This is a genomic window from Geothrix fermentans DSM 14018 (assembly GCF_000428885.1).
Classification (GTDB): Bacteria; Acidobacteriota; Holophagae; order Holophagales; family Holophagaceae; genus Geothrix; species Geothrix fermentans.
The window spans coordinates 112,974-136,914 of sequence record NZ_AUAU01000010.1 but is presented as its reverse complement, the minus strand read 5'-3'; the positions used below and the strand labels follow the sequence as shown (position 1 = coordinate 136,914).

General features: G+C 70.9%; 21 protein-coding genes. 7 read left to right on the top strand and 14 right to left on the bottom strand.

The window, feature by feature from the left end:
- Positions 1 to 311: integrase core domain-containing protein (locus tag G398_RS0104940; protein ID WP_026852777.1), on the top strand; the 311-nt coding region annotated here is incomplete at its 5' end.
- Here G398_RS0104940 and G398_RS21155 read toward each other — a convergent pair.
- From G398_RS21155 to purH, 3 genes are all read right to left on the bottom strand, one after another.
- On the bottom strand, positions 308 to 2,626 hold the full coding sequence (locus G398_RS21155; RefSeq protein ID WP_052571465.1) for an ATP-binding protein: 2,319 nt from the start codon (positions 2,624 to 2,626) through the stop codon (positions 308 to 310). The genes G398_RS0104940 and G398_RS21155 overlap by 4 nt on opposite strands.
- Before the next feature lie 74 nt (positions 2,627 to 2,700).
- Positions 2,701 to 5,322: an alanine--tRNA ligase gene (alaS, locus tag G398_RS0104930; RefSeq protein ID WP_026852776.1), complete on the bottom strand. Its 2,622-nt coding sequence runs from the start codon at positions 5,320 to 5,322 to the stop codon at positions 2,701 to 2,703.
- Between the two features lie 97 nt (positions 5,323 to 5,419).
- Positions 5,420 to 6,964 carry a bifunctional phosphoribosylaminoimidazolecarboxamide formyltransferase/IMP cyclohydrolase gene (gene purH / locus G398_RS0104925; RefSeq protein ID WP_026852775.1) on the bottom strand — a complete coding sequence of 515 codons (1,545 nt, stop codon included), beginning with the start codon at positions 6,962 to 6,964 and terminating at the stop codon, positions 5,420 to 5,422.
- Between the two features lie 270 nt (positions 6,965 to 7,234).
- Between purH and G398_RS19320 the strand changes: the two genes are divergently transcribed.
- Both G398_RS19320 and G398_RS16310 read left to right on the top strand, forming a co-directional pair.
- Positions 7,235 to 8,683 (top strand): NADH-quinone oxidoreductase subunit G, encoded by a 1,449-nt coding sequence (locus G398_RS19320; RefSeq protein WP_052571463.1) that lies wholly within the window; start codon positions 7,235 to 7,237, stop codon positions 8,681 to 8,683.
- A gap of 19 nt (positions 8,684 to 8,702) precedes the next feature.
- Complete coding sequence (locus G398_RS16310) at positions 8,703 to 9,479, top strand: C40 family peptidase (protein ID WP_052571461.1); 777 nt, start codon at positions 8,703 to 8,705, stop codon at positions 9,477 to 9,479.
- A gap of 39 nt (positions 9,480 to 9,518) precedes the next feature.
- Here G398_RS16310 and G398_RS0104910 read toward each other — a convergent pair whose 3' ends face one another.
- From G398_RS0104910 to efp, 4 genes are all read right to left on the bottom strand, one after another.
- The gene (locus G398_RS0104910) at positions 9,519 to 10,307 is read right to left on the bottom strand and encodes a hypothetical protein (protein WP_026852774.1); all 789 of its coding nucleotides are present in this window, start codon (positions 10,305 to 10,307) and stop codon (positions 9,519 to 9,521) included.
- 55 nt (positions 10,308 to 10,362) lie between these two features.
- Complete coding sequence (locus G398_RS19315; protein WP_169720614.1) at positions 10,363 to 11,352, bottom strand: lysophospholipid acyltransferase family protein; 990 nt, start codon at positions 11,350 to 11,352, stop codon at positions 10,363 to 10,365.
- Positions 11,353 to 11,363: 11 nt separating this feature from the next.
- A complete protein-coding gene (rsgA, locus tag G398_RS19310) occupies positions 11,364 to 12,497 on the bottom strand; it encodes a ribosome small subunit-dependent GTPase A (RefSeq protein ID WP_052571457.1) in 1,134 nt (377 codons plus the stop codon).
- A gap of 158 nt (positions 12,498 to 12,655) precedes the next feature.
- On the bottom strand, positions 12,656 to 13,231 hold the full coding sequence (efp, locus tag G398_RS0104895; RefSeq protein ID WP_026852773.1) for an elongation factor P: 576 nt from the start codon (positions 13,229 to 13,231) through the stop codon (positions 12,656 to 12,658).
- A gap of 76 nt (positions 13,232 to 13,307) precedes the next feature.
- Here efp and G398_RS19305 point away from each other — a divergent pair, with 76 nt between their 5' ends.
- The gene (locus tag G398_RS19305) at positions 13,308 to 14,522 is read left to right on the top strand and encodes a serine/threonine-protein kinase (protein WP_052571455.1); all 1,215 of its coding nucleotides are present in this window, start codon (positions 13,308 to 13,310) and stop codon (positions 14,520 to 14,522) included.
- Here G398_RS19305 and G398_RS0104885 read toward each other — a convergent pair.
- Both G398_RS0104885 and G398_RS16285 read right to left on the bottom strand, forming a co-directional pair.
- On the bottom strand, positions 14,519 to 15,871 hold the full coding sequence (locus G398_RS0104885; RefSeq protein ID WP_026852772.1) for a CPBP family intramembrane glutamic endopeptidase: 1,353 nt from the start codon (positions 15,869 to 15,871) through the stop codon (positions 14,519 to 14,521). The genes G398_RS19305 and G398_RS0104885 overlap by 4 nt on opposite strands.
- Before the next feature lie 10 nt (positions 15,872 to 15,881).
- Positions 15,882 to 16,259 carry a thiol-disulfide oxidoreductase DCC family protein gene (locus G398_RS16285; RefSeq protein ID WP_043483645.1) on the bottom strand — a complete coding sequence of 126 codons (378 nt, stop codon included), beginning with the start codon at positions 16,257 to 16,259 and terminating at the stop codon, positions 15,882 to 15,884.
- 38 nt (positions 16,260 to 16,297) lie between these two features.
- Here G398_RS16285 and G398_RS0104875 point away from each other — a divergent pair, with 38 nt between their 5' ends.
- From G398_RS0104875 to G398_RS0104865, 3 genes are all read left to right on the top strand, one after another.
- The gene (locus G398_RS0104875; protein ID WP_026852771.1) at positions 16,298 to 16,693 is read left to right on the top strand and encodes an acyl-CoA thioesterase; all 396 of its coding nucleotides are present in this window, start codon (positions 16,298 to 16,300) and stop codon (positions 16,691 to 16,693) included.
- 10 nt (positions 16,694 to 16,703) lie between these two features.
- Positions 16,704 to 17,453, top strand: a complete 750-nt coding sequence (locus G398_RS0104870) for a hypothetical protein (protein ID WP_026852770.1) — start codon at positions 16,704 to 16,706, stop codon at positions 17,451 to 17,453.
- Positions 17,454 to 17,531: 78 nt separating this feature from the next.
- Positions 17,532 to 17,981, top strand: a complete 450-nt coding sequence (locus tag G398_RS0104865; RefSeq protein ID WP_026852769.1) for an SRPBCC family protein — start codon at positions 17,532 to 17,534, stop codon at positions 17,979 to 17,981.
- Positions 17,982 to 17,986: 5 nt separating this feature from the next.
- On the opposite strand, the gene G398_RS0104860 is transcribed toward G398_RS0104865, so the two are convergent.
- From G398_RS0104860 to nadA, 5 genes are all read right to left on the bottom strand, one after another.
- On the bottom strand, positions 17,987 to 19,315 hold the full coding sequence (locus G398_RS0104860) for a class II 3-deoxy-7-phosphoheptulonate synthase (protein WP_026852768.1): 1,329 nt from the start codon (positions 19,313 to 19,315) through the stop codon (positions 17,987 to 17,989).
- A gap of 15 nt (positions 19,316 to 19,330) precedes the next feature.
- Positions 19,331 to 20,053, bottom strand: coding sequence for a response regulator transcription factor (locus G398_RS0104855; RefSeq protein WP_211229042.1), 723 nt, complete (start codon positions 20,051 to 20,053; stop codon positions 19,331 to 19,333).
- A gap of 95 nt (positions 20,054 to 20,148) precedes the next feature.
- The gene (locus tag G398_RS0104850) at positions 20,149 to 20,949 is read right to left on the bottom strand and encodes a c-type cytochrome (RefSeq protein WP_026852766.1); all 801 of its coding nucleotides are present in this window, start codon (positions 20,947 to 20,949) and stop codon (positions 20,149 to 20,151) included.
- A gap of 126 nt (positions 20,950 to 21,075) precedes the next feature.
- A complete protein-coding gene (locus tag G398_RS0104845) occupies positions 21,076 to 22,650 on the bottom strand; it encodes a sensor histidine kinase (protein WP_026852765.1) in 1,575 nt (524 codons plus the stop codon).
- A gap of 55 nt (positions 22,651 to 22,705) precedes the next feature.
- The gene (gene nadA / locus G398_RS0104840; RefSeq protein WP_052571451.1) at positions 22,706 to 23,674 is read right to left on the bottom strand and encodes a quinolinate synthase NadA; all 969 of its coding nucleotides are present in this window, start codon (positions 23,672 to 23,674) and stop codon (positions 22,706 to 22,708) included.
- Positions 23,675 to 23,941: the final 267 nt, after the last annotated feature.

Genomic DNA, 23,941 nt, shown 5'->3' with positions numbered 1-23,941 from the left:
GGGTTCAGCGCATCCTCACCGACAACGGCATGTGCTACCACTCGAAGCTGGTCCAAGCTGTCTGCGAGGCCCAAGACATCCGGCACAGCTTCACCCGGCCTTACCGCCCTCAGACCAACGGCAAGGCCGAACGGTTCATCCAGACAGCCCTTCGCGAGTGGGCCTACCGCCTGGCCTACCAATCCTCAGAACAGCGGAGCCAAGCCCTCAAAGCCTGGCTCCACCACTACAATCACCACAGGTCCCACTCAGCCCTCGGCGGTCTCGCCCCCGCTCAAAAGCTGAACAACGTCCTTGGCCGCGACAGCTAGCTGCTCCGCCCGGCCAGCAGCTCGGCCATGAGGGCGAGGAGCCGGGATAGCTCGAAGGGCTTGGGGAGGAACCGCACACCCGGAGCCTGGGCCAGGGGCGCCTCCAGGCCATCCACCCCCTGTCCGCTCACGAGGATGAAGGGGACCTCCGAGCCCGTGGCGCGGATCCGCTTCAACAGCTCCAGGCCCGTGCAATCGGGCATGCGATGGTCGCTCAGCACCAGGTCGAAGCGGCCCCTCTGCCACGCCTGCCAGGCCACGCCCCCGTCCGGCGCGGTGGTGACCTGGGCTCGGGCCTGGGTCAGGGCGTCCGCCAGCAGGTCGCGCAGCAGGGCCTCATCCTCGGCCACCAGGATCCGCCGTCCGGCCAGGCACTCACCCTCCCCGCAGGGATCCGCCGGGTGTGGAACGTCTCCCGGTGTGTCCTGGCGGGCGGGCGGGAGGCACAGCAGGAAGCGGGCCCCGCCGCCCGGAGCGTTCTCCGCCTGGATTCGGCCCTGGTGGGCCTTCACGATGCCGAAGACCATGGCCAGGCCCAGGCCTGTGCCCTTGGCGGCCTCCTTGGTGGTGACGAAGGGCTCGAAGATGTGGGGCAGGAGGTGTTCGGGGATGCCCGTGCCCGTGTCCAGCACCTCCACACAGACTTGACCCTCCTCGCCCCGAAAGGTGCGGAGGGTCAGGCAGCCCCCCTTCGGCATGGCGTCGCGGGCGTTCACGGCCAGGTTCATGAGGACCTGCTCCAGCTGCACCGAGTCGCCGGACACCGGGGGGAGGTCCGGCTGAAGGGCCAGATGCAGGCGGACCAGGCCGCCGAGCACGCGCTCCAGGAGGGTGGCGGTCTCCCGCATGAGCGCGTTCAGGTCGAGGGGCTTCAGCTCGGGGCGGGACTGGTGGCTGAAGGAGAGCAGGGCCTTGGTGGTCTGGGCGCAGCGCCGGGCGGCCTCCTCGGCGCGCAGGATCCGGCTCAGGACGGGGTGGTTCTCCGGCAGCGCCTCGCGGCTGAGGTGGAGCTGGCCCAGGATGGCCGCCAGCTGGTTGTTGACGTCGTGGGCGATGCCCCCCGCCAGGGTGCCCACGGTCTCCATGCGCTGGCTGTGCTCCAGCTGGCTCTGCAGCCGGGCCTTGTCCGAGAGGCTTTCGTCGGCCTGCACCAGAACTCGCTCCAGGGTGCAGATCTCCTGGATGTCCGTGTGGATGACCGGCCCCGCGGCGCCCTGGCCCAGGTTCTCCGCCAGCGCCCCGAGGGCCGTGATGGGCTCCGCCACCCGCCGGGCGATGTGCCGGATGCGCCAGGCCGCCAGGCCCAGGCCGAGGAGCGCGAGGCCCAGCATGCCCGCCGCCCGCAGCCTCGCCGAGCCCAGCAGGTCGTCCTCCGGGATCGTCAGGATCAGCCGCCAGTGGAGGCCCGGAAGCCCCTCGAAGGTCCGGAAGAGGCCCACGGCGCGCTGGCCCTGGGAGGTCACCCGGCGGGGGCTGCCCCCGTGGGCGTCGTCCTCCAGCTGGCGGGCCTCCGGGCCGAGAAAGGGCGTCTCCAGGGGCTTGAGGAAGGCCCTCCGGCGGCTCTCGGGGGTTTCGAAGGCCGGGTCCCGGGGGAGGATCAGGGCCATTCCCCCGGGATCCACCACGAGGGAGCGGCTTCCGGGCGTGGGCTGGGCGGACCAGACCCGGTGCGTGAGGTCGTCCAGCATGAAGTCCAGGGCCACCACGCCCCGGAGGCGGGAACCATCCCGGACGGGGAGCGTGTAGGTGATGCCCGGATCATGGGTGGTGTAGAAGGCGTAGGGGGGCGTCCAGGAGGGGACCGGGGCGGCGGCTCCGGCGAGGTACCAGGGCCGGGTGCGCGGGTCGTAGGACATGGGCGCCCAGGAACCAGGCTCCAGGCGGCCCGCCGGGTCCATGGCCCTCCAGCGGATCTGGGCGGCGGGCCCGGCCTGGTCCAGGTCCCGGAGGCTCCAGGCGCCCCCGGCGTGCAGGAAGAGGAGGGAGCGGCCGTCGGTCCGGGCCAGGTTGAGGCTGGTGATGCTCCGCTGGGCGGTGAGCAGGGGCGCGATCAGCCGGGCGGCCCCCTCGGGGTCCGCGGGATCCAGCACCCCCCCCAGCCACCAACCGCGGATCACCTGCCCCAGGGTCTGGGAGGCCTCGAGGTCGCCCCGGAGGGCGCTGTCGAGGTGGCGCAGGGCGGCTTGGGCGCGGGCGCCGGCCTGCCGCTCCAGAGCCTGCTGCTGGCTCCACCAGGACAGGCCCAGGAACAGCGCCGAGAGGCCGGCCATGAGGACCAGGAGGTCCCGCAGCAGCAGCCGGCGGATGGGAAGCATGGGGCGGTCCCCTCCAGGGAAGTTCACCTACATCTTGTCGGAGGGTGGCCCGGTGACCTTATTCCTGTGAGGGTTCAGAGCGCCGCGCGCAGGGCGGCGAAGGCCTCCGGCAGCCCGGCCGGATGGCTGCCGCCCCCCTGGGCCAGGTCCTTCTTGCCGCCGCCCCGGCCGTTCAGGGCCGGCAGCATCGCCTTGAAGAGGACGCCGGCATCGTAGGCCAGGTCCGGCGACACCGAGACCAGCGCGGCCACCTTGTCCTCGGCGGTCTTGGAGGCCAGGACGATGATGGCGCTGCGGTGGCGCGTCCGGATCTGGTCCATGAACTCCCGCAGGGCATGGCCCTCCAGGCCCTCCACCGAGGCCGTGACCAGGGTGGCGCCCTTCACCTGCTCCACCTGCTCCGCGCTGCCGCCTCCGCTGGCGGCCTTGAGCTTGGCCTCCTTGAGGTCGCGCTCCAGTTGGGTGATGCGCTGGTCCTTGGAGACGAGGAGATCGGGCAGGACCTCGCGGGCCGCATTGGCCTGGCGGGCGAGCCCGTGGATCATGGTCTCGTCGGCCTGCAGCAGCTCCAGGGCCAGCTCGCCGGCCACGGCCTCGATGCGGCGGACGCCCGCGGCCACGGCACTTTCGGAGACGATCTTCACCACGCCGATCTCGCCGGTGTTGGCGACGTGGGTGCCCCCACAGAGTTCCGTGGAGAAGCCGGGCACCTGCACCACGCGCACCACGTCGCCGTACTTCTCGCCGAAGAGGGCCATGGCTCCGGAGGCCAGGGCCTCCTCGATGTCCATCTCCTTCACACGGGTGGGCACCGAGTTCAGGGCCTGGCGGGTGGCCAGGCGCTCGATCTCGGCGATCTGGTCGGCCTCCAGGGGCGCGAAGTGGGTGAAGTCGAAGCGCAGGTGCTGCTCGTCCACCACGCTGCCAGCCTGCTTCACGTGGGTGCCCAGCACCTCGCGCAGGGCGGCATGCAGCAGGTGGGTGGCCGTGTGGTGGGCCCGCACGCGCCGGCGCCGGATGGCATGGACCAGCGCGTTGACCGGGGTGTTCTCCAGCAGGAGGCCGGTCACCTCGACCTTGTGCAGGTGGCGCTTCTGGGCCGGGGCCGTGCAGTCCAGCACCTCCGCGTGGCCGCCCTCGAAGCGGAGTTGCCCGGTGTCGCCCACCTGGCCGCCGGACTGGGCGTAGAAGGGGGTGCGGTCCAGCAGGACGTAGCCCTCGCCGCTGAGCTGCGGGACACGGTGGTAGCCCGCGTCGAAGAGGGCCACCACGTGAGCCTGGCCCTCGAGATGCTCGTAGCCCGTGAAGGTGGTGGGGGGCAGGTCCGCCAGCACCGCAAGGTCCCCCGCCAGGCGCAGATCATGGGCCTTCATGGCCGCCCGGGCGCGGCTGCGCTGGGCCCCCAGCTCCTTCTCGAAGCCCGCGAGGTCCGCCTGGATGCCCCGCTCCCGGCACCAGTCCTCCACCAGGTCCACGGGGAAGCCATAGGTGTCGTAGAGCCGGAAGATGTCGGAGCCCGCGAGCGCGCCCTCCGTGATGGCGCTGGACTCCAGGATCTTCAGGCCCGTGGAGAGGGTCTGGCTGAACTGGCGCTCCTCGTGGCGCAGGGACTTCTGGATGCGGGCCAGCTCCCCGGGCAGCTCCGGGTACTGGTCGCCCATGGCCTGGGCCACGGCGGGAGCCAGGTCCGCGAAGAAGAGCCCCTCGATGCCCAGCTTGCGGCCGAAGCGCAGGGCCCGGCGGACGATCTTGCGCAGCACGTAGCCTCGGCCCTCGTTGCTGGGCACCACACCGTCGAAGCACATGAAGGTGGCGGCGCGGATGTGGTCGGCGATCACCTGGGAGGCCGTGCGGTTCGTGTGCTCCCGGCGCTCCCCGGGCTTGACCTTCGCGACCTTCCAGATGGCCTCGAAGATGGGCTCGAACAGGTCGATCTCGTAGTTGCTGTCCACGCCCTGGAGGATGCTGGCCGTGCGCTCCAGGCCCATGCCCGTGTCGATGCTGGGCCGGGGGAGCGGGCTGAGCACGCCCTTGGCATCGCGCTCGTACTGCATGAAGACGAGGTTCCAGATCTCCATGACGCGATCGCCCTCGCCGTTGGGCGTGGCATCGCCAGGGATGTGGGCGCCCCGGTCGTAGTGCATCTCGGAGCAGGGGCCGCAGGGGCCCGTGTCGCCCATCTGCCAGAAGTTGTCCTTCTTGCCGAAGCGCATGATGCGATCGGGCCGCACGCCGGCGGCCTTCCACAGCTCCTCGGCCTCGGTGTCCGCAGCCACGCCGTCGGCGCCTTCGAAGACCGTGATCCAGAGGTGCGCCGGATCCAGGCCCAGGTTGCCCTGGTCCACGGGGCCCGTGACGAACTCCCAGGCGAAGCGGATGGCGTCGGCCTTGAAGTAGTCTCCGAAGCTGAAGTTGCCCAGCATCTCGAAGAAGGTGTGGTGCCGCGCCGTGAAGCCCACCTGGTCCAGGTCGTTGTGCTTGCCGCCGGCGCGCAGGCACTTCTGGCTGGTGGTGGCGCGGGTGTAGTCCCGCTTCTCCTTGCCCAGGAACACGTCCTTGAATTGGATCATGCCCGAGTTCGTCCACATCACCGTGGGATCGTCCGCCGGCCCGATCACGGCGCTGGAGGCCACCCGCCGGTGCCCCTGGCGCTCGAAGTACTGGAGGAATCGCTGGCGGAGTTCAGAAGTCTTCATTGGGATACCCGAAAAGATAAAGCGAACCACCAAGACACCAAGACACCAAGAAAAACCAAGCAGTTCTTGGTGTCTTGGTGCCTTGGTGGTGAATCAGTCAGTGCCTGAAATGCCTCATGCCCGTGAAGAAGAGCCACACGCCCAGTTTCTGGGCGGCGGCGATGACTTCGTTGTCGCGGAGGCTGCCGCCGGGTTCCACCAGGGCGGTGACCCCGTGGCTGGCGGCCAGTTCGAGGCCGTCGGCGAAGGGGAAGAATGCGTCGCTGCCCAGCACGGCCCCGCGGGACCGGGTCCCGGCCTTGCGGCAGGCGATCTCGACGGAATCCACGCGGCTCATCTGGCCCGCGCCGATGCCCACGGTGGCGCCATCCTTCACCAGCACGATGGCGTTGGACTTCACGGCCTTCGCCACCCGCTGGGCCAGCATCAGGTCCTCGGACCGGGGCTTGGCGCCGGGGCCGCTGGCCTTCACCTCCCACTGTTCGAAGGGCACGAAGCCGTCATCCGCGTGCTGGACCAGGTAGCCGCCGCCGATGGAGCGGGCGTCCATGCCCTCGGCGGCCTGGGGCCAGTGGTCCTGGGTCTGGAGGATGCGGAGCTGCTTCTTGGCCGCGAAGACCTCCAGGGCCTCTCCGGTGAAGGCCGGGGCGAGGATGACCTCCCAGAAGGTCTGGGCCATGATCCGGGCCACCTCGACCCCCACGGGCCGGTTGAAGGCCACGATGCCGCCGAAGGCGCTGACGGGATCGCCGGCCTGGGCCCGCATGAAGGCCTCCAGGGCATGGGGCCCCTGGCCCACGCCGCAGGGGTTGTTGTGCTTGACGATGACGCAGGCCGGGGCCGGGAACTGCCAGACCAGCTTGGCGCAGGCGTCGGCATCCAGCAGGTTGTTGAAGCTGAGTTCCTTGCCCTGGAGCTGCTGGCAGGCGGCCATGCCCTCCACCGTGCGGCCGGGCTCCGTGTAGAAGGCGGCGGGCTGGTGGGGGTTCTCGCCGTAGCGCAGGCCCTGCTTCTGCACCAGGTTCAGGCAGAGGTGGTGGGGCAGCCCCGTGGACTTGCCCTGGGCCAGCTCCCGCTCCATCCAGCCCGAGATGGCGGCGTCGTAGGCGGCGGTGCGCCGGAAGGCCTCCAGGGCGCAGCGGCGGCGGTCCTCCAGGCCCCAGGCTCCGGCCTGGAGCTTCTCCAGGAAGGGCCCGTACTGGTCGGGGCTGGTGAGCACCGTCACCGAGGCGTGGTTCTTGGAGGCGCTGCGGATCATGCTGGGGCCGCCGATGTCGATCTGCTCAATGGCCTCGGCCGGGGTGGTTCCTTCTCGAGCGATGGTGGCCTCGAAGGGGTAGAGGTTGATCACCACCAGGTCGATGGGATCGATGCCCTGGGCCTTGGCGTCGGCCACGTGCTCCGGCAGGTCCCGCCGGAAGAGGAGGCCGCCGTGGATCCGGGGGTGGAGGGTCTTCACGCGGCCGTCGAAGCACTCGGGGGCGCCAGTGTAGGCGGCGACCTCCTGGGCTTCCAGCTTGGCCTCCTGGAGGGCCCGCAGGGTGCCGCCCGTGGCCAGCAGGCGCCAGCCCTGGGCCAGCAGGCCCTTGGCCAGCGGCAGGAGCCCCTCTTTGTCATACACCGAGATCAATGCCGTTGGCATGTCCGCCCCCTGAACCCTATATTTTTCCACGCCGCGGGGCCTTCCGGAAGGGCCGGATGCCGCGGGGGACGGCTGCCCGCCACGGGACGCGCGCAGAGAGGCAGTCCCGGGGCCCATCCTGAATGTGATCCCCGCCACAGGCGGCCGGAACCCGCCGGATCCATGCGGCTTCCGGCCGCTGGTACCGTGGTCCGCCACCGGGATGGACCCGGCCGTCCACCTTTACCTCCGGGGCGCCAAGCCCCATTCTGGAAGGCCTGGAGTGGGCCCATGCCGACGATCAAGATCAACGATGTTGAACTGAGCGTGAACCCCGGCACCCTGGTGCTGGATGCCTGCCGCACCGTGGGCATCGACATCCCGCACTACTGCTACCACCCGGCGCTCACGCCCGTGGCCACGTGCCGCATGTGCCTCGTGGAGATCAAGGGCCAGCCCAAGCTCGCCACCAGCTGCACCACCACCGTGCCGCCGGCGCCCAAGGACAACCCGGACGCGGTGGTGATGGAGGTCTTCACCAACACGCCCGCCGTGGCCGATGCCCGGGCCGGAGTGATGGACTTCCTCCTCATGAACCACCCCCTGGACTGCCCCATCTGCGACCAGGCCGGCGAGTGCAAGCTCCAGGACTACTCGTACAGCTACGGCAGCGGCGACTCCCGCATGGTCGAGGTGAAGCGGCGGTACCGCTACGAGGACCTGGGCGCCAAGATCGTCATCGACAAGAACCGCTGCATCCACTGCACCCGCTGCGTCCGCTTCACCAAGGAGATCAGCGGCGGCTACGAGCTCACGGTGGCCAACCGCGGCTCCCGCCTGGAGGTCACCACCTACGAGGGCAAGACCCTGGACCAGAACCCCTACGCTGGCAACGTGGTGGACCTCTGCCCCGTGGGTGCCCTCACCAGCCGCGACTTCCGCTTCCGCAAGCGGGTCTGGTACCTCAAGAACACCCCCTCCATCAGCCGCCACTCGGCCCTGGGCAACCCCATCTGGATCGACCACGAGGGCAACCAGATCCACCGCTTCCGGCCCCGGCCGCTGGCGGGCAAGGAGACGACGCACTTCATCAGCGACGCCGAGCGCTATGCCTACGGGCACTACAACCGCCAGGGCGCAGCCCCCGTCCCCCAGCTGAAGGGTACGCCCGCCACCGTCGAGGCCATCCGCGAGGCCCTTTCCACCGCCGGCCCCGTGGCGGTCATCGGCCAGGGCACCTTCGGCTGCGACGCGGCCCAGCGCCTGGGCGAGCTGGCCTCCTCCGAAGGCCTGCGCTACGGCAGCGGTGACAAGACCATCCCCGTGGTGCTTCCCAAGTACCAGACCAGCGAGGACGGCATCCTCAACCGCCGGGGCTTCACCGAGCGGGGCTTCCGCTTCGGCGCCCTGGAGGAGCTGCTGGCCAAGGCGCAGAAGGGCGAGGTCAAGGCCGTGGTGCTGCTGCACGATGCCGCCTTCACCAGCCCGAAGGAGACCGAGCTGCTGGGCCAGATCCTCAAGGCCGCGGCCTTCAGCATGGCCTTCGAGGTGGAGGCCTCGGACCTGGGCCGCGCCGCCACGGCCTGGCTGCCCATCACCAGCTATGCCGAGGAGAGCGACTTCATCGTCAACCATGACGGCGAGCTCCGCCGCTACCAGAAGGCCCTGCAGGCGCCCAAGGGCGTCCGCACCCTGCCCGCCTGGGCCAAGGAGCTGGCCGCCGTTCCCGCCGCCGTCTAGCGGGGGAAAGGGGGGACCTGTGTTCCTCCATGACACGCTGACCCGGGGCCTGGTCCACTACCTCACGGCCGAGCTGCCCAGCTACCAGCGGCGGGTGCCCAACGATGTGGACCGGCTCCGGGAGGGCCTCCGCCCCGGCGACGTGGTGCTGGTGGAGGGCAAGTCCCGCATCAGCCGCATGATCATGACCCTCAGCCAGAGCTCCTGGAGCCACGCGGGCATGTACATCGGCGATGCCCTGCTGCGCTGGGGAGGCCCCCACGCGGAGGAGGCCCTGGCACAGTTCGGTGCGGAGGCGCCCCACCTGCTCCTGGAGAGCGACATGGCCGAGGGCGTGCGGGTGAAGCCCGTGGCCTGGTATGCGGACCACAACCTGCGGGTCTGCCGGCCCCGGGGCCTTTCGCCCGGGGACCTGGAGCAGGTGGTGGCGGAGATGCTCCGGCACCTGGGCCTGCGCTACGACCGGCGCAACATCTTCGACCTGGGGCGCTACCTCACCCCCGTCCACCTGCTGCCGGCCCGGTGGCGGCGGCGGCCTCTGTACCTGGGCAGCTCCAGCAGCCGCGAGGTCATCTGCTCGGCCCTCATCGCCAAGGCCTTCTACCGGGTGGGCTTCCCCGTGCAGCCCATCGTGGGCGAGACCCCGGAGGCGGGCGCCCGGGCAGTGCTCGCCCGGCACCCGAGCTACATCATGCCCCGGGACTTCGACCTCAGCGCCAACTTCGACGTGCTCAAGGTCAACCTCGCCCCACCTGAAAAAGCGGGCGCCTGGGGGCGCCCGCTTCCGGAGACCTGAAGACTGAAGACTGAGGACTGAAGACTGAGGACTGGCCAGCTACTTCTTCACCTTGGCGTCCTCGACGAGGACCGGGTAGGCGTAGCCGGAGCCGAAGTCCTTGTCCGTGCGCACCACGCCGGTGACGGTGATGGTGTCGCCCTTGGCGGCGGCATCGCCCGTGGTGATGGCCAGGTCGTTGGTGCCGGCCTTGGCGTCGCCGCTGCCGTCCTGGAGGTGGATCCAGTTCTTGCCCATGATCCCGGCGTTGTACTTCACCACCTTGCCGCGGACGCTGACGGTCTTGCCCTTGAGGCCGCCCTTCTGAGCCCAGACTTCCGCCACGGTGCGGGCGTCCGCCCCGGTGGCCTTCTCCACCTTGCCCACTTCCACCGGGCCGGCCGGGGCCGCGCCGCCGTGGGGGTTGGTGGCGGGAGCCGCGGCTCCGCCGGCGGAGGCCAGGGTGCCGAAGTAGACCTCGGCGAAGGTGCGCTTGAGGGTCTTGGACTCGAAGTTGCTCATGAGCATGGGATTGACCACCGTGACCTCACTGCCCTTCTCGGCCTTGGTCTCGGGGACGGCGGCCCAGACTTCGCCCTTGGCGGTCTTGATGCGCAGGTAGCAGTACGGGGAGGCTTCTAGGCGCTCCAGCACCTTGCCGGTCAGGCCCTCGCCGGCGGCAGGGGCCGCCGCGGCGGCACCGGCATGGGCCTGGTCCTTCGGCATCTCGGCCCCGGGGGCCATGGCCTGGGTCGGGGCGGCCACGACGGGTTCAGAAGCCTTGGATTTGTTGGAATTGCAGCCGATGACGGCTGAGGCGATGAGCAGGACGGGGAGGACGCTGCGCATGGGTGGGACTCCTTGTAGGGACCGGGAACGGACCACGGGACCCTGAAGCTTAAGGTCAAATGCCTATGACCGTCGACAAAGGCTCTGCCGAGGTGGTTTTTCCCTGGGAGGGGGCGCCGGCCCGGGCCGGATCGTCCCAGAAGGGGTAGAAGCAGTACCACTGGCTGGGGTGGCGGCGGACCAGGGCCTCCAGGTCCGCCACGTAGGACCGCATCCCCGCCTCGATGGCGCCCATCCGCTCACTCCGCCCCCCCTGGACGTGGAGGGGCGCCCCGAAGCGGGCGTGGAACCGCCTGGCCTCGTCCGTGTGGAAGAAGGAGGTCACGATGGGGGCGCCGGTCATGGCCGCCAGCTCCCAGGGCCCCCGGGGGAAGGGCACCTCCCGGCCGAAGAAGGGCATGGGCACGCCGTTGAGGCTGAAGTCCCGGTCTCCCTGCATGCCCACCAGCCGCCCCTCGCGCAGGAACTTCACCAGAGGCAGGGTGGAGAAGCCCACGCCATCCACGGGGATGCCCACCACGCCACCCCGGGCGCGCAGCTGCTCCCGGAGGCGCTCCACGGCCTCGAAGCGGTCGGGCTTGTAGACCGTGTGGACCTTCAGGTTCCGGGCCCGCAGCAGGAGGCCGCCCAGCTCGTAGTTCCCCGCGTGGGCCGTGAGCAGGATGACCCCCCGGCCCTCGGCCATGGCCGCATCCAGGTGTTCGAGCCCCTCGAGGCTGGCGAACTGGGCCAGGGCCTCCTCCACGGACCGCTGGCCGTACCAGAAGAAGTCCACCCAGGCCCGGGCGTGCTGGCGGACCATCTCCCGGGCCGTGCGGTCCACGTCGGGGTGCGAAGGCCGCAGGCCCAGCACCTGGGCCGTATTGCCGAGGATGGCCTCCAGGTACTTGGGGCGGAGCTCCATGAAGGCGTTGGCGACCTGGTCCGCGATCTCGTGGCCCCGTTCGCGCCGGGCGAAGGACCGCGCCGCGAAGTGGAACAGGGGGAACAGCGACCCGAAGACCGCCCCGTAGACGAGGCCGAGGAGCCTGGAATCGCTCTGCATGCGGTCCTGCATCAGCGCCACACGTTCTGGTTGGGGTTGCGGTCCTCCATCTCCTGCCACAGTCGCTGGAGGCTCTGCAGACGCTCGGGGTAGTCGAGGTCCAGGTGGTCCAGGGTCGCCTCGTCATCCGCATCGAAGGCGCAGGGATCCTCCAGGACCTCGGCGGGGAACTCGGGGAACACGGAGCCCAGCAGGGCCCGGTCGAAGCCCCGGACGCTGAGGGTGCGGATGCCCGGCGTGTCCACCAGGATGCCCCCCTCCAGGGCCAGCCAGCGGGCCGCGGTGGTGGTCTGCTTGCCGGTGCCGAACTTCGTGAGGCCGCCGGTCTTCAGCGCCGCCTGCGGGTGCAGGGCGTTCACGAGCGTGCTCTTCCCCACGCCGCTGTGGCCCAGCAGTACCACCACCTTGCCCTGAAGCAGGCCGCGGAGGGCCTCCAGGCCCTCGCCCTTCAGCGCGGAGGTCTCGTGGATGGGCAGGCCCTGGCCGCGCAGCGGGTCCAGCTCGGGCAGGGTGTCCTTCTTCGAGGCGCGGTCGCGCTTGGTGACGATGACGCGGAAGGCGAGGCCCGCGTCGAGGCCCAGCACCTGGGCCCGCTCCAGCAGGCCCGGACGCAGGGGCGGGTCCACCACGGCGGCGCAGATCCAGAGCTCGTCGGCGTTGGCGCAGATGAGCTGCCAGGGCTCGCGGTCGTCGATGCCGCCCCGCTTGAGGAGGGTCTTCCGGGGCATCACGGCCACCACCTGGGCCTCGGGGGAACCGCCGTCACCCCGGACGGGAAGGTGCGCGGGGAACCGGGGATCATCTGGCTCGACGGGAACGACCGAGTAGCGCACCCGGTCGCCGCAGACCAGGCGCACACCCTTGAGCTTGCCGCTGAGGGTGGCCCGCATCACGGTCCGATCCGCCAGCTCCAGGTCCACCCACTGGCTGTGGCGCTGGATGAGGGTGGCCTCGGGCAGGTGCAGCCAGGGCGTGGGATCCGGGAGGCGCAGGAGCGCCTCGGCATCGTGGGCCTCGATCCCTGTCTCCAGGCGCTCGGCGTGGCGCTGGCGCCGCTTGCTGTCCGCCGCCCGCTCGTGGGAATAGGCCTCGCGGTGGTCCAGGTCCTGGGCCTCCCGGCTCTGGCCGAGGCGGTATTTCTTCATCGTGGTGCCGAGGAAAAATCACCACGGAGACACGGAGCGCGCAGAGAAAAGAACACGGAGGCAGAACGGGCCAAACCTCCATGCGGGGCTGGCTGGTTCATTGCTCCTGCTCTTCTCAGTGGATACCTCCGTGTTCTCTGTGTCTCCGTGGTGGATCCTTAGGCCCTGCCTGCGAACTCGCCGGTCTCGGTGCTCACCTTCACCTTCTCGCCCTCCTTGATGAAGAGGGGCACCTTGATCTCGATGCCGGTCTCCAGCTTGGCGGGCTTGGTGACGTTGCCGCTGGCCGTGTCGCCCCGGGCGCCCGGCTCGGTGTAGGTGACGGCCAACTCCACCTGGGTGGGCATCTGGAGGCCGATGGGGTTGCCGTTGAACTTCTGGATCTGAACGATGAGGCCCTCGGTGAGGTAGCTGAGGGCGTCGCCCATGAGGTTCTCGCCCAGGGTGTGGGTCTCGTAGGTCTCCTGGTCCATGAAGTGCGAGCCCTCGCCGTCGCTGTAGAGGTAGCTGGCGGGGCTGAGGACGAGGTCCGGCTCCTTGAACTTGTCGCCGGCCTTGAAGGTCTTGTCGAAGACCGCGCGGGTGAGGAGGTTCCGCATCTTGATGCGCACGAGCGTCTGGCCGCCGCGGGCCGTGGGGGTCGAAATTTCCACATCCAGGCAGTGGTAGGGAATGTCTTCGAGCTCGAAGAACATCTTGCGCTTGATCTCGATGGCTTCGAGGAGGGCGGCCATGGGGGACTCCGGAATGTCGAATCCTCCATTCTAGCCCGGCTTCGGAGAGGGGTCCCGTGGTTAGAATTGCAGTTCCATGGCGGATCCCCGAACCATCGGCAGGTACCAGGTTGTGCGCCCCATCGGGCAGGGCGGCATGGGGACCGTCTACCTGGCGGAGGATCCGCTGCTCAAGCGCCGCGTGGCCATCAAGGTGGTCCGGGTCACAGGGGCGGCGCGGCACCAGGCCACGCTGCGCTTCCGCCGCGAGGCGGAGATCAGCGCCCAGCTCAACCACCCGAACCTGGTGACGATCTTCGACGTGGGCGTGGAGGAGGAGCTGGGGCCCTTCCTCGCCATGGAGTACGTGGAAGGCAAGAGCCTCGGCCGGCATATCAAGGACCGGGACCTGGATCTGGAGACCAGCGCCCGGGTGCTCATCCAGGCCGGGCGGGCCCTGCGGGCCGCCCACCGCCGCGCCATCGTCCACCGGGACGTGAAGCCGGACAACATCCTCCTCAGCGAGGAGGGACGGGCCAAGCTCATGGACTTCGGCATCGCCCGGACCCTGGGCCACATGGGCCTGAGCCCGGAGCAGGCCCTGGACCTGGCCGCGGCCGGGGAGGCGACGGCGGTGGCCCAGACGCTGGCCCTCCGGCTGACCTCCTCCGGGGACTTCCTGGGATCGCCGGCCTACGCGCCGCCGGAGGTGCTGCGGGGCAGCGAGGGGACCCCGGCCTCGGACCGCTACAGCTTCGCGGCCACGGCCTTCGAGCTGCTCACCGGCAAGCTGCCCCATCCGGGCAACGGCCTCACGGAGATCATCCTCCACATCCTCCAGGAACCCGTGGCCATCCCCCCCGACCTCTCCCCCCGCATGGCGGCGGTGTTCAAGCGGGCCCTGGCGGTGGATCCCGATGACCGCTGTACCACGCTGCCGGAGTTCCTGGAGGAGCTCATCGACGCGCTGCCGGGCCCCGTCAGCATGCGCGCGCGCCTCTTCACCTTCCTGGGACAGGACGAGGACGGCACCGGGAGCGTCTCCACGGCGCGCTTCCGCCAGATGGAGCCCCAGCCGGCCGGGGATTCCAGCCTGCACGACTCCGGCGCCCGCCGCACCGCCCCACCCGCGAAGATCAAGCTGGCCGAGGATCCCGTGGAGACCTACCTCTCCGCCCGGAAACCCGCGCGGCGCGAGCATCGCGGGGGCAGCACGGACTGGGGCCAGGTCCTCAAGTGGATCGTGGTGGCCTTCGTGGTCCTCCAGCTGTTCTGGTGGCTGGCGCCGGCCCTGTCGCGCCTCCAGTCCTAGGCGAAGGCCCGCATCAGCAGGAAGAGCGTGCCGTTCCAGCAGGCGTGGACCAGGATGGCGGGCCAGAGGCTGCCGGTCCGGCGCACGGCCAGGGCCAGCACCAGCCCCAGGGTGCTGAGGACGGGCAGGCCCGCGGGCTGGAGGTGGATGGCCCCGAAGAGCAGGGCCGAGGCGAGGAGGCCGAAGGCCACGCGGCCCCCCCTCGCCAGCACGGGGAACAGGAAGCCCCGGAACAGCAGCTCCTCGAAGAGGGGCGCCAGGCCCGCCACCACCGCGAACATGGCCAGGGCGGGCCCCCAGCCGGAGAGGCCCCGCAGGAGCTCCTGCAGGTCCCGCTGGGGGCTCTGGTCCGGCTTCATCACGAGTCCCGCGACCATGGCCACGGCGAGGACGAGGAACACCGCCAGGGCCAGGAAGGCCGCGGCCCAGGCCAGGTTCCGCCGGGCGGGACCCGGCGCCAGCCGCCGCCAGAGCCCGGGGAGGGTGAGGCCTTCCGCCCAGCAGAGCAGGCGCACGCCGACGGCGGCGTGGAAGAGCGTGCCCGCGGGCACGATGGCCCAGCGGAGGGAGGGCCAGGGCAGGAGCAGCAGCCCCGCGAGGTTGCCCGCCGCGAAGAAGGCCATGAACCAGCCGAGGAAGACCAGGGCCGCGGCCCGGCCCGAGAGGTTCCAGACTGGCAGCGGCGGCGGGGGCGGCTGCCGCCGGGTGATCCAGAGGTAGATCCCCACGGTGAGCCCCCCCACGGCCAGGACCAGGACCAGCAGGCCCAGGCTGCCCAGGGCCGCCAGCCGGGTCAGGAGGAGGGTGCGGGCCCGGGCCCGCAGGGCCTCGCCCGCGCCGGCGCCCTCCCGGTCCTGGAGCCGGGCCTCCAGCAGCGCGGCCGTGTAGCCGTTCCCCAGCCGCCGCTTCACGTCCTCGCGGGCGGAGGCGTCCGGGACCGGGGCCTCGCCGTGGTCCCCGTAGGCCGCGGCGAAGGCGGCACGGAAGCGGGCGCCGGCGATGCCGGCTGGGGCTCCCTCACCTGCGAGCGCGCGGGCCTCCGCCCGGTCGCCCAGCTCCGCCATGAGCACCGCCAGCATGGCCCGGTCCCAGGGATCCGTCAGCTGGGTCCGGGCCCGGTCCCATTCCCGCGGAGAAGCCGGGGGCCCTCCCAGCTGGCGGGGTCCCGCCAGGAAGACTTCCAGCATCTGCCCCTGGAGGCTGGTGCGCCCCGAGGGCCGGCGGCTCCCCTCCTGCCGGGTCCGGAGGGTGAAGCTCACGGCCACCAGGGTGATGAGGGCCAGGAGGGCGATGAGGGGGTCCGCCCAGCGGCGGTCTGGTTGCCAGGAGCTCGAAGGGGCGGGATCCATGGAACCCAGGCTACGCGAAGGGGGGCCGTCCCGTGCGCCGGAAGCGCCGGGCCGCCACCCACAGGTAGCCGCGGTTCAGCAGGCGCGGCAGGCCGGGGATGGCCAGCAGGGGCGCCACCCAGCGCCAGCCCGGCAGGCGGCGGGCGATGGGCCGCAGGAGGTCGGCCCCGGCCCAGACCTCCCGGGTGGCCAGGTCCAGGCCGTGGATCTCCCGCTCCAGGGGGCGCCCGGCCAGTTCCGGGGCCAGCTTCAGCAGGTCGGGATCCCGGAGGGGGACCAGGTGGAGGAGGCCCAGCCTGTCCCTCCGCGCCAGCCACAGGGTGGTCCGGCAGCAGAGAGAGCAGGAGGCGTCGTAGGCGAGGAGGAGGGGCGCGGGCATCGGGCGCATGATGGCACAGGTGTAAGGTGGAAGTTCCCGGAGGCTCCATGCCCTTTTCCCATCCCATCGAGGTGCGGTTCAGCGACCTGGACGCCATGGGCCACGTGAACAACGCGGTGGTGGTGAGCTTCATGGAGCAGGGGCGCTTCCAGTGGTGGCGCGCCTACCTGGGCGGGCGCCGCTTCCAGGAGGAGGGCTTCCTGCTCGCGCGCGTCGAGGTGGACTACCGCATGCCCATTCTCCTGGGGGACGATGTCCGCGTGGAGTTGCACTGCTCCAAGGTGGGCAACAGCTCCTTCGAGCTGGCCTACCGGCTCACTAAGGGGCTGGGGGGCGAGGTGTTCGCCGAAGGGAGGACCGTGCAGGTGATGCTGGACTTCGCCACCAACCGGCCGAAGCCGCTGTCGGCCGCGACCCGGGAATGGCTCGAGGCGCAGGACTGAGGGCGCGCCCGTGCTGCTGGGAACCGCCGCCTGGCCCGAGGGCCCCGGGGAACGACGGGCCCTGGTGGGCCGTCTGGCCTCGGGCCGCCTGGCGGACCTGAACCGCATCGAGGCCATCCGCCTGCGCAAGCTGGGCGAAGGCGACCCGGACCGGCTGGCGGACGCCCTGGTGCCGTCCAGCCTCCGGCGGCTGCTGGAAGGCGGGCCGCGGGCCCTGTCCCGGGCCAAGCAGACCCTGGCCTACGCGGAGAAGTGGGATCGCCGGGGCACCCTGCCGGCCTCCCTGGCCCCCCTCCCGGACGCCGCGGACCTGCTGCCCTGCCTCCCCCGGCCCTCGGCCCTGCACCGGGCCGACGGGACCGCCCTCGACCGCCTCGCGGTACGGGGTCCGGGCGTGGAGATCGGGGAGCTGCCCCGACCCGGGCTGGCGGTCCTGGGCCAGGCGGGCGGAGGGGTCGCGGGCTTCTGTCTGGCCCTGGAGGAGGGCGGCAGCGCCCTGCTGGGCGCCTGGATGGTGGATGCCTGGCCGGAGGGCGATCTGGAGCTGAGGGCCGGCGCGGCCCGCCGCGGCACCTCCCTCGGGGCCTGGGAGGAGGTGGCGCTGCCGGTTCTCCGGCCCGGGGAGGTCCTGCTGCTCCCCGTCCCCAAGCTCAAGCCGCTCCAGGAGCTGCTGCCGGGGGCCGAGGTCCGCGTGGCGACCGCCTTCGAGACGATGGTCCTGCGCGCCGGACCCGAGGGGATCCACCCGACCGTGCATTGAACAGGTAGGTGTCATGACAGCCCAGGCGGTGCTATCGTGCAGCCTCGCGGGAATCCCCACGCTGAAAGGGGCTTGGCCATGTCCACGAACACCATCCACCTCCACCGCGTGCTGCGCGCCACCCCCGACAAGATCTACCGGGCCTTCCTGGACCCCGACGCCCTGGCCAAGTGGCTCCCGCCCCACGGCTTCACGGGGAAGGTCCACCACCTGGATGCGAAGGTGGGCGGCACCTACCGCATGTCCTTCACCAACTTCGGCACGGGCCACAGCCACACCTTCGGCGGCGAGTACCTGGAGCTGGTGCCCGGCGCCTGCATCCGCCACACGGACCGCTTCGACGATCCCAACCTGCCCGGGGAGATGCACACCACCATCTCGCTGAAGCCCGTGTCCATCGGCACCGAGGTGGACATCGTCCAGGAGGGGATCCCCGAGGTCATCCCCACCGAGGCCTGCTACCTCGGCTGGCAGGAGTCGCTGACCCTGCTGGCCCAGCTCGTGGAGGCCGAGATCCCCGACGAGTGAGGGGGTCAGCCCCGCATCATCTCCGCGATGAGGAAGGCCATCTCCAGGCTCTGGGAGCCGTTCAGGCGGGGATCGCAGCCGGTCTCGTAGGCCTTGGCCAGGTCGGCCTCGGAGAGGCCCTCGCTGCCGCCGGTGCACTCGGTGACGGGCTCGCCCGTGAGCTCGATGTGGACGCCCCCCAGGTGGGAGCCGTGGGCGCGGTGGAGCTCGAAGGCCTGGCGCAGCTCCGAGAGGATGGCGCCGAAGTCGCGGGTCTTGAGGCCCTGGGCGCTCTCCACCCCGTTGCCGTGCATGGGGTCGCAGCTCCAGAGCACGGGGCGTCCCGTAGCCTGGACGGCCGCCAGCAGGGGCGGCAGGGCCGCCTGGATCTTCGCGGCGCCGAAGCGGGAGATGAGGGTGATGCGGCCGGGCTCGCGATCGGGGTCCAGGCGGTCCAGCAGGGCCACGAGATGCTCCGGCGTGGCGCTGGGGCCCACCTTCACCCCGATGGGGTTGCGGAGGCCGCGGAGGTACTCGACGTGGGCGCCGTCCAGCTGGCGCGTGCGCTCCCCCACCCAGAGGGTGTGGGCCCCCAGGTTGTAGTAGGCCGAAGTCTCTCCCACCCAGCGGGTGAGGGCCTCCTCGTAGGGCAGGAGCAGGGCCTCGTGGCTGGTGTAGAAGTCGATGCGCTCCAGCGCGTCGCGCTGCACGCCGCCCAGGGCCTCCAGGAAGTCCAGGGACTCCTTCACCTGGTCCAGGGTCCGCCGGTACTCGGGCACCCGCCCCGCCTCGCCGGGCAGCTCCCAGCGCTCGGGGTGGTGGAGGTCGGCGTAGCCGCCGGCGGCCAGGGAACGCAGGTGGTTCAAGGTGGCCGAGGCGTGGAAGTAGGCCTCCAGCATCCGGCTGGGGTCGGGACGGCGGGCGGCCTCGTCGGCCTCCAGGCCGTTCACAAGGTCCCCGCGGTAGCTGGGCAGCTCCCGGCCGCGCACGGTCTCCGTGGGCTTGCTGCGGGGCTTGGCGAACTGGCCGGCGATGCGGCCCACGCGCACCACGGGCTTCCGGCCGCCGTGCGTGAGGGCCACGGACATCTGGAGCAGCACACGCAGCTTGCCCGCGATGGACTCCGCCGTGCAGTCCTTGAACTGCTCCGCGCAGTCGCCGCCCTGGAGGAGGAAGCGCCGGCCCGCGGCGGCCTCGGCCAGGAGGCCCCGGAGGCGGTCCACCTCCTGGGGCACCACCAGGGGGGGCATGCGGCGCAGGCGGGCCAGCACGCCCTCCACCTCCGAGAGGTCGTCGTAGACGGGCTGCTGCTGGGCGGGGAAGCGCTGCCAGCTGTGGGGATTCCAGGGAGACATCGGACCTCGAGGCGATCAGTCTACCCGCTTGGCCTCGCCCTCCGGCTCCGCGTCCGGCTCCACGGGCGTGGTCCAGCGGTAGCCCTCGCCGCCCACGGTGGTGATCCAGGGCGAGCCCAGCTCCTCGCCCAGCTTGCGCCGCAGGTTGGCGATGTGGACGTCCACCGTCCGGGCACTGGGGCGCGCATCCGGCTCCCAGGCCAGCTGGAGCAGCTCCTTGCGGCTGTGGGTGCGGCCCGCATGGGTGATGAGGATCTCCAGCAGCCGGAACTCACGGGGGGTCAGCTCCAGGGGCCGGTCCTCCCGGCGGGCCTCCAGGCGGGGCAGGTCGAAGCGGAAGGGGCCCGAGCGCAGCCGGGCGGGGCGGTCCACGGGGCGCGTCCGGCGGAGGATGGCCTTCACCCGGGCCATGAGCTCCAGCACGGAGAAGGGCTTCACCAGGTAGTCGTCCGCCCCCAGGCTCAGGCCCCGCACCCGGTCGGATTCCTCGCCCCGGGCGGTGAGGAGGAGTACGGGCACTTCGTCCTTCCGCTCCCGCAGGGTGCGGAGCACCTCGAAGCCGTCCAGCTGGGGCAGCATCAGGTCCAGGACGATGAGGTCCGCCCGCCGGGCCCCATGGGCCGCCAGCGCGGGCACACCGTCCTCCACCGCCTCCACGGAGTAGCCTTCGAAGCTCAGGTTGTTGACGAGGAGTTGGCAGAGGGACGGCTCATCCTCCACCACGAGGATGTGGATCACGGCATCTCGCTCAAGGATCGTGCTCCATCCAAGATGCCACCTCGCCTTGGAAAGGCAAGTAAGATCGGCTGCAATTTCCTAGTGCGGGCCTTGGTTCAGTAACGGCTGTCCGCGGGCTTCCCGCCCTTGGGCCAGTCCTTCACCTTGTCCGGGAAGTCCGGGCGGGGCTGGTGCGTGAAGTAGGCGGACACATCGTAGGCGTCCTGGGCGCTGAGGGGGTCCGACCCGCCCAGCCCACTCATGTTGGCCTTCACGAAGGCCGCGGCCTTGCTGGTCCGGGCCATGCCGGCCCCGAGGTTGAAGGACCGGGGGCCCCAGAGCGGCGGGACATCCGCCGAGCCCAGCCCATCCTCGCCGTGGCAGGCCGCGCAGGCCCGGGCATAGACGGCCTTGCCCCGCTCCGGATCCGCAGGGGCCGGAGCCTGCAGGGGCGGGTTCCCCCGGCCCACGACTTCCGCGCCCACGGGCACATCCTTGGACAGCCACCAGACGTAGGCGAGCAGGCAGCGCATCTCCTCGCTGCCGGTGGGCAGGGGCTTGCCGTTCATGGAGCGCAGGAAGCACCCGTTGATGCGGTCCTCCATGGTCCCCACGCGGCCGGCCCGGGGCAGGTAGGTGGGGAAGGAGGCCCACAGGCCCACCATGGGCGCTGCATGGGGCGCCTTCCCCGCGTCCAGGTGGCAGCTGCTGCAGCTGAGGGCGTTGCCGGAGTACTTGGGGGCGTGCAGCGGGGTGTTCGTGAAGACCTTCTGGCCCAGGCGGATGGCCTCGCCCACGGGACCTTCGGGGATGGTGGATTCGTGCGGCGCCTTCAGGGGCACCCGGACAGGCTTGGGCGGCTCCGCAGCGACCACACCCAGGCTCAAGACCACCAGACCGATCCACGGGCGTACCATGACATCCCCCCGGGCAGACATCGCCCGCCCTGATGGTAGGGCTTGGGATGGGGCGAAGCCCGTGATTCCAGTCATCTTTGAAGATGCCAGGCCAGTGGAATCCAAGGGGCGGCCGGGGCCGGCGGATCAGGCGGCGGGGACCTCCAGCAGGGCGGAGAACCCCTCGCCAGGGGCCGATGTGAAGGAGAGGCCCCAGCCTTCCTGCTCGGCCACCTGCACCAGGAGGCTCAGACCCAGTCCCTGGCCCTCGCGCAGGAAGCCCTCCTTCCCCTTGGACCGCAGGCGCTGGAAGGGCTTGCCCAGGGCCTTGACCTGGTGGGGCTCCAGGCCCTCGCCTTCGTCGCTCACCTGGATGCAGAGGCGGCGGCGGGTCCGCCAGGACTCCAGGGTGACTCGCCCCCCGCCGTGGGTCAGGGCGTTCTCCACCAGGGTGAGCAGGGCCGACCGCAGCGAGGGCAGCGGGGCCCGCCCCGGGGTCCCCGCCAGCCGGATCTCCAGGGGCCGGCCCTCGACCTCGAAGCCGGGGCGCAGGTCCTCCACCACCTCGCGGATCCAGTCCGGCGTGGCCAGGCCGTGGGGGCCGGAGGCGCCGCCGCCCCGGATGACCCGCAGGCCCGTCTCGATGATGGTGGTGAGGTGGTCCACCTCCTCGCCGATCTTGAGGAGCTCCTCGTCGGCCCGCTCGGGGCTGAGGCGGCCCAGGCGCAGGGAGTCGCAGCGGAACTTGAGGATGGCGAGCGGGGTCTTCAGGCTGTGGGTCATGGAGGCCATGCGGTCGGCGTCCAGCTCGGACTTCCGCCGGGTCCGGTGCCGCAGCCAGAGCCCCAGCAGCATGGCCAGGCCCACGAAGAGCGCCGCCCCCGTGACCAGGCGCCGCTGGGACTTCAGGGTCCGGCGGAAGGCCGCCTGGTCATCGTCGAAGGCCACGCCACCCAGGGACCAGCCCTCGCCGAAGGCGTTGGTCTTGGTGATGGATCCCTGGGGCAGGGCCACGAGCCTCTGGGGGTCAGCCTGGAGGTAGGGCTGGGCCCCCCAGGGCTGGGGTTTCAGGTCCCTGCTGCGCATGGCGTCCGACTCCCGGAGCAGGCCCATGCGCAGGGCCGGGCGGGGGCCCAGGGCGATGCTCAGCTCGCGCTCCACTTCCGGGGTGCCGGGCCGCCAGCGCTTGATCACCAGCCAGCGGTCCGACAGCAGGACGACCGTGGCCACCTTCCCGAAGTCGGGATCCTGCTCCCGGGGCGGGTTCCACTCGAAGCGCTGGGCCATCTCGGCATGGGTCATCCACCCCAGGTACTGCTGCGCCTGGGCGGGATCCCCGGGGGGCACCAGGCGGTCGCCCTCGCGGATCCAGAGATGGCGGCCCTCGAAGCGGTCCAGCAGAGCCACCACCAGGGGCTGGTCGCCGAGGAAGCGGCGGACATCTTCCTCGTCGCCCCGTTGGATGCTGTGGAGGATCGGCAGGCTCTTCCAGTGCCGTTCCACCGCCTCGAAGTCCACCCAGTGGGCTTCCATGTAGGCCTGCTGGGCCGTGCCCAGCTGATCCATCATGTAGTAGCGCGGCGCGAAGAAGAGCATGGCCGCCGTCAGCAGCCCCGCCAGGAGCAGCAGGACGATGCCGCTGCGCTGCTGCAGCCGCTGCCAGCGGGAGGGGCCCAGGCCCGGGTGGAGGGTGCGGAAGCGGGAGGCGCGATGGCGGTACATGGGGACTCGGCAGGAGGGTTCCTGCCAGCTTAGCGGCGCAACCGCATCCTTGCGATCAGCCCAGGGCCAGCATGCGCTCCAGGGGCTTGAGGGCCTTCACCCGGGTGGCCTCGTCCAGGCGGATCTCCGGCTTCAGGTCCCGCAGGCAGAGGTAGAGCTTCTCCAGGCTGTTGAGCTTCATGTAGGGGCAGAGGCTGCAGTTGCAGCCGCTGTCCGCCGGGGCGGGAATCAGCTCGGCGTCGGGCCGGCGCTGGCGCATCTGGTGGAGGATGCCGGCCTCCGTGGCCACGATGAAGGCCTTGGCGCTGTCCTTGGCCACGAAGTTCAGCAGGGCCGCCGTGCTGCCCACGAAGTCCGCCAGCTGGCTCACGGTGGCGTCGCATTCGGGGTGGGCGATGAGCTTGGCCTCCGGGTGCTGGGCCTTCAGGGCCGCCAGGCGCTTGGCCGTGAACTGCTCGTGGACGATGCAGAAGCCGGGGAAGAGCACCATATCCCGGCCCGTCTGCTGCATGACCCACTTGCCCAGGTGGCGATCCGGGGCGAAGACGATCTTGCGGTCCTTCGGGAGGCTCTCCACCACGCGCACCGCGTTGCTGCTGGTGCAGATGACGGTGCTGAGGGCCTTCACGCCCGCGGAGCAGTTGATGTAGCTGACGACATCGTGGTCGGGGTACTGCTTCAGCCAGGCCTCGAAGTAGTCGGCCGGGCAGCGGTCCGCCAGGCTGCACCCGGCATCCATGTCCGGGATCACCACCGTCTTGGCCGGGTTGAGGATCTTGGCGGTCTCGGCCATGAAGTGGACGCCGCAGAAGGCGATGACGTCCGCGTCGGCCTTGGCCGCCTGCTGGCTGAGCTGGAGGCTGTCACCCACGAAGTCGGCCAGGTCTTGGATCTCAGGCTCCTGGTAGTAGTGGGCCAGGAGCACGGCCCGGCGCTCGGCCTTGAGTCGCCGGATCTCGGCGGGGAGGTCGATCCCCGTGGGGATGCTTTCGAGGTCGGGGACGTAGGGGGCGGTCAGGTCCATGGCACTCATTTTAGGTCCTTGTCCAGAAAGCGGCGGATCCGGAGCCCGGGCTCCGGGTGATCGAACACCTCGGCAAAAACGGCGCGCTCCCAAGCCAGGGCGGCGGGGCGGGGCAGCCCCCCCTGACGGGCCTGGAGGCCGCCGAGGAGGGAAAGGGCCCTTTCCCCGGCAGGAAAACCTGTATCGGCCCCTGGGGTTGCGCTACCCTGGGTATGGATCGCAGGATCCAGGTGGACATGGGAATCCGATGGCTGCCCCTGAGGGGCG

Bases quoted from the DNA above. Each gene is read 5' to 3' on its own strand.
- G398_RS21155 (WP_052571465.1), bottom strand. From the start codon at position 2,626: ATGCTTCCCATCCGCCGGCTGCTGCTGCGGGACCTCCTGGTCCTCATG.
- G398_RS0104860 (WP_026852768.1), bottom strand. From the start codon at position 19,315: ATGTCTCCCTGGAATCCCCACAGCTGGCAGCGCTTCCCCGCCCAGCAG.
- G398_RS0104875 (WP_026852771.1), top strand. From the start codon at position 16,298: ATGCCCTTTTCCCATCCCATCGAGGTGCGGTTCAGCGACCTGGACGCC.
- nadA (WP_052571451.1), bottom strand. From the start codon at position 23,674: ATGGACCTGACCGCCCCCTACGTCCCCGACCTCGAAAGCATCCCCACG.
- alaS (WP_026852776.1), bottom strand. From the start codon at position 5,322: ATGAAGACTTCTGAACTCCGCCAGCGATTCCTCCAGTACTTCGAGCGC.
- G398_RS0104885 (WP_026852772.1), bottom strand. From the start codon at position 15,871: ATGGATCCCGCCCCTTCGAGCTCCTGGCAACCAGACCGCCGCTGGGCG.
- G398_RS16285 (WP_043483645.1), bottom strand. From the start codon at position 16,259: ATGCGCCCGATGCCCGCGCCCCTCCTCCTCGCCTACGACGCCTCCTGC.
- G398_RS19315 (WP_169720614.1), bottom strand. From the start codon at position 11,352: ATGCAGAGCGATTCCAGGCTCCTCGGCCTCGTCTACGGGGCGGTCTTC.
- G398_RS19320 (WP_052571463.1), top strand. From the start codon at position 7,235: ATGCCGACGATCAAGATCAACGATGTTGAACTGAGCGTGAACCCCGGC.
- G398_RS0104845 (WP_026852765.1), bottom strand. From the start codon at position 22,650: ATGTACCGCCATCGCGCCTCCCGCTTCCGCACCCTCCACCCGGGCCTG.
- G398_RS0104865 (WP_026852769.1), top strand. From the start codon at position 17,532: ATGTCCACGAACACCATCCACCTCCACCGCGTGCTGCGCGCCACCCCC.
- G398_RS0104910 (WP_026852774.1), bottom strand. From the start codon at position 10,307: ATGCGCAGCGTCCTCCCCGTCCTGCTCATCGCCTCAGCCGTCATCGGC.
- rsgA (WP_052571457.1), bottom strand. From the start codon at position 12,497: ATGAAGAAATACCGCCTCGGCCAGAGCCGGGAGGCCCAGGACCTGGAC.
- G398_RS19305 (WP_052571455.1), top strand. From the start codon at position 13,308: ATGGCGGATCCCCGAACCATCGGCAGGTACCAGGTTGTGCGCCCCATC.
- G398_RS0104850 (WP_026852766.1), bottom strand. From the start codon at position 20,949: ATGGTACGCCCGTGGATCGGTCTGGTGGTCTTGAGCCTGGGTGTGGTC.
- purH (WP_026852775.1), bottom strand. From the start codon at position 6,964: ATGCCAACGGCATTGATCTCGGTGTATGACAAAGAGGGGCTCCTGCCG.
- efp (WP_026852773.1), bottom strand. From the start codon at position 13,231: ATGGCCGCCCTCCTCGAAGCCATCGAGATCAAGCGCAAGATGTTCTTC.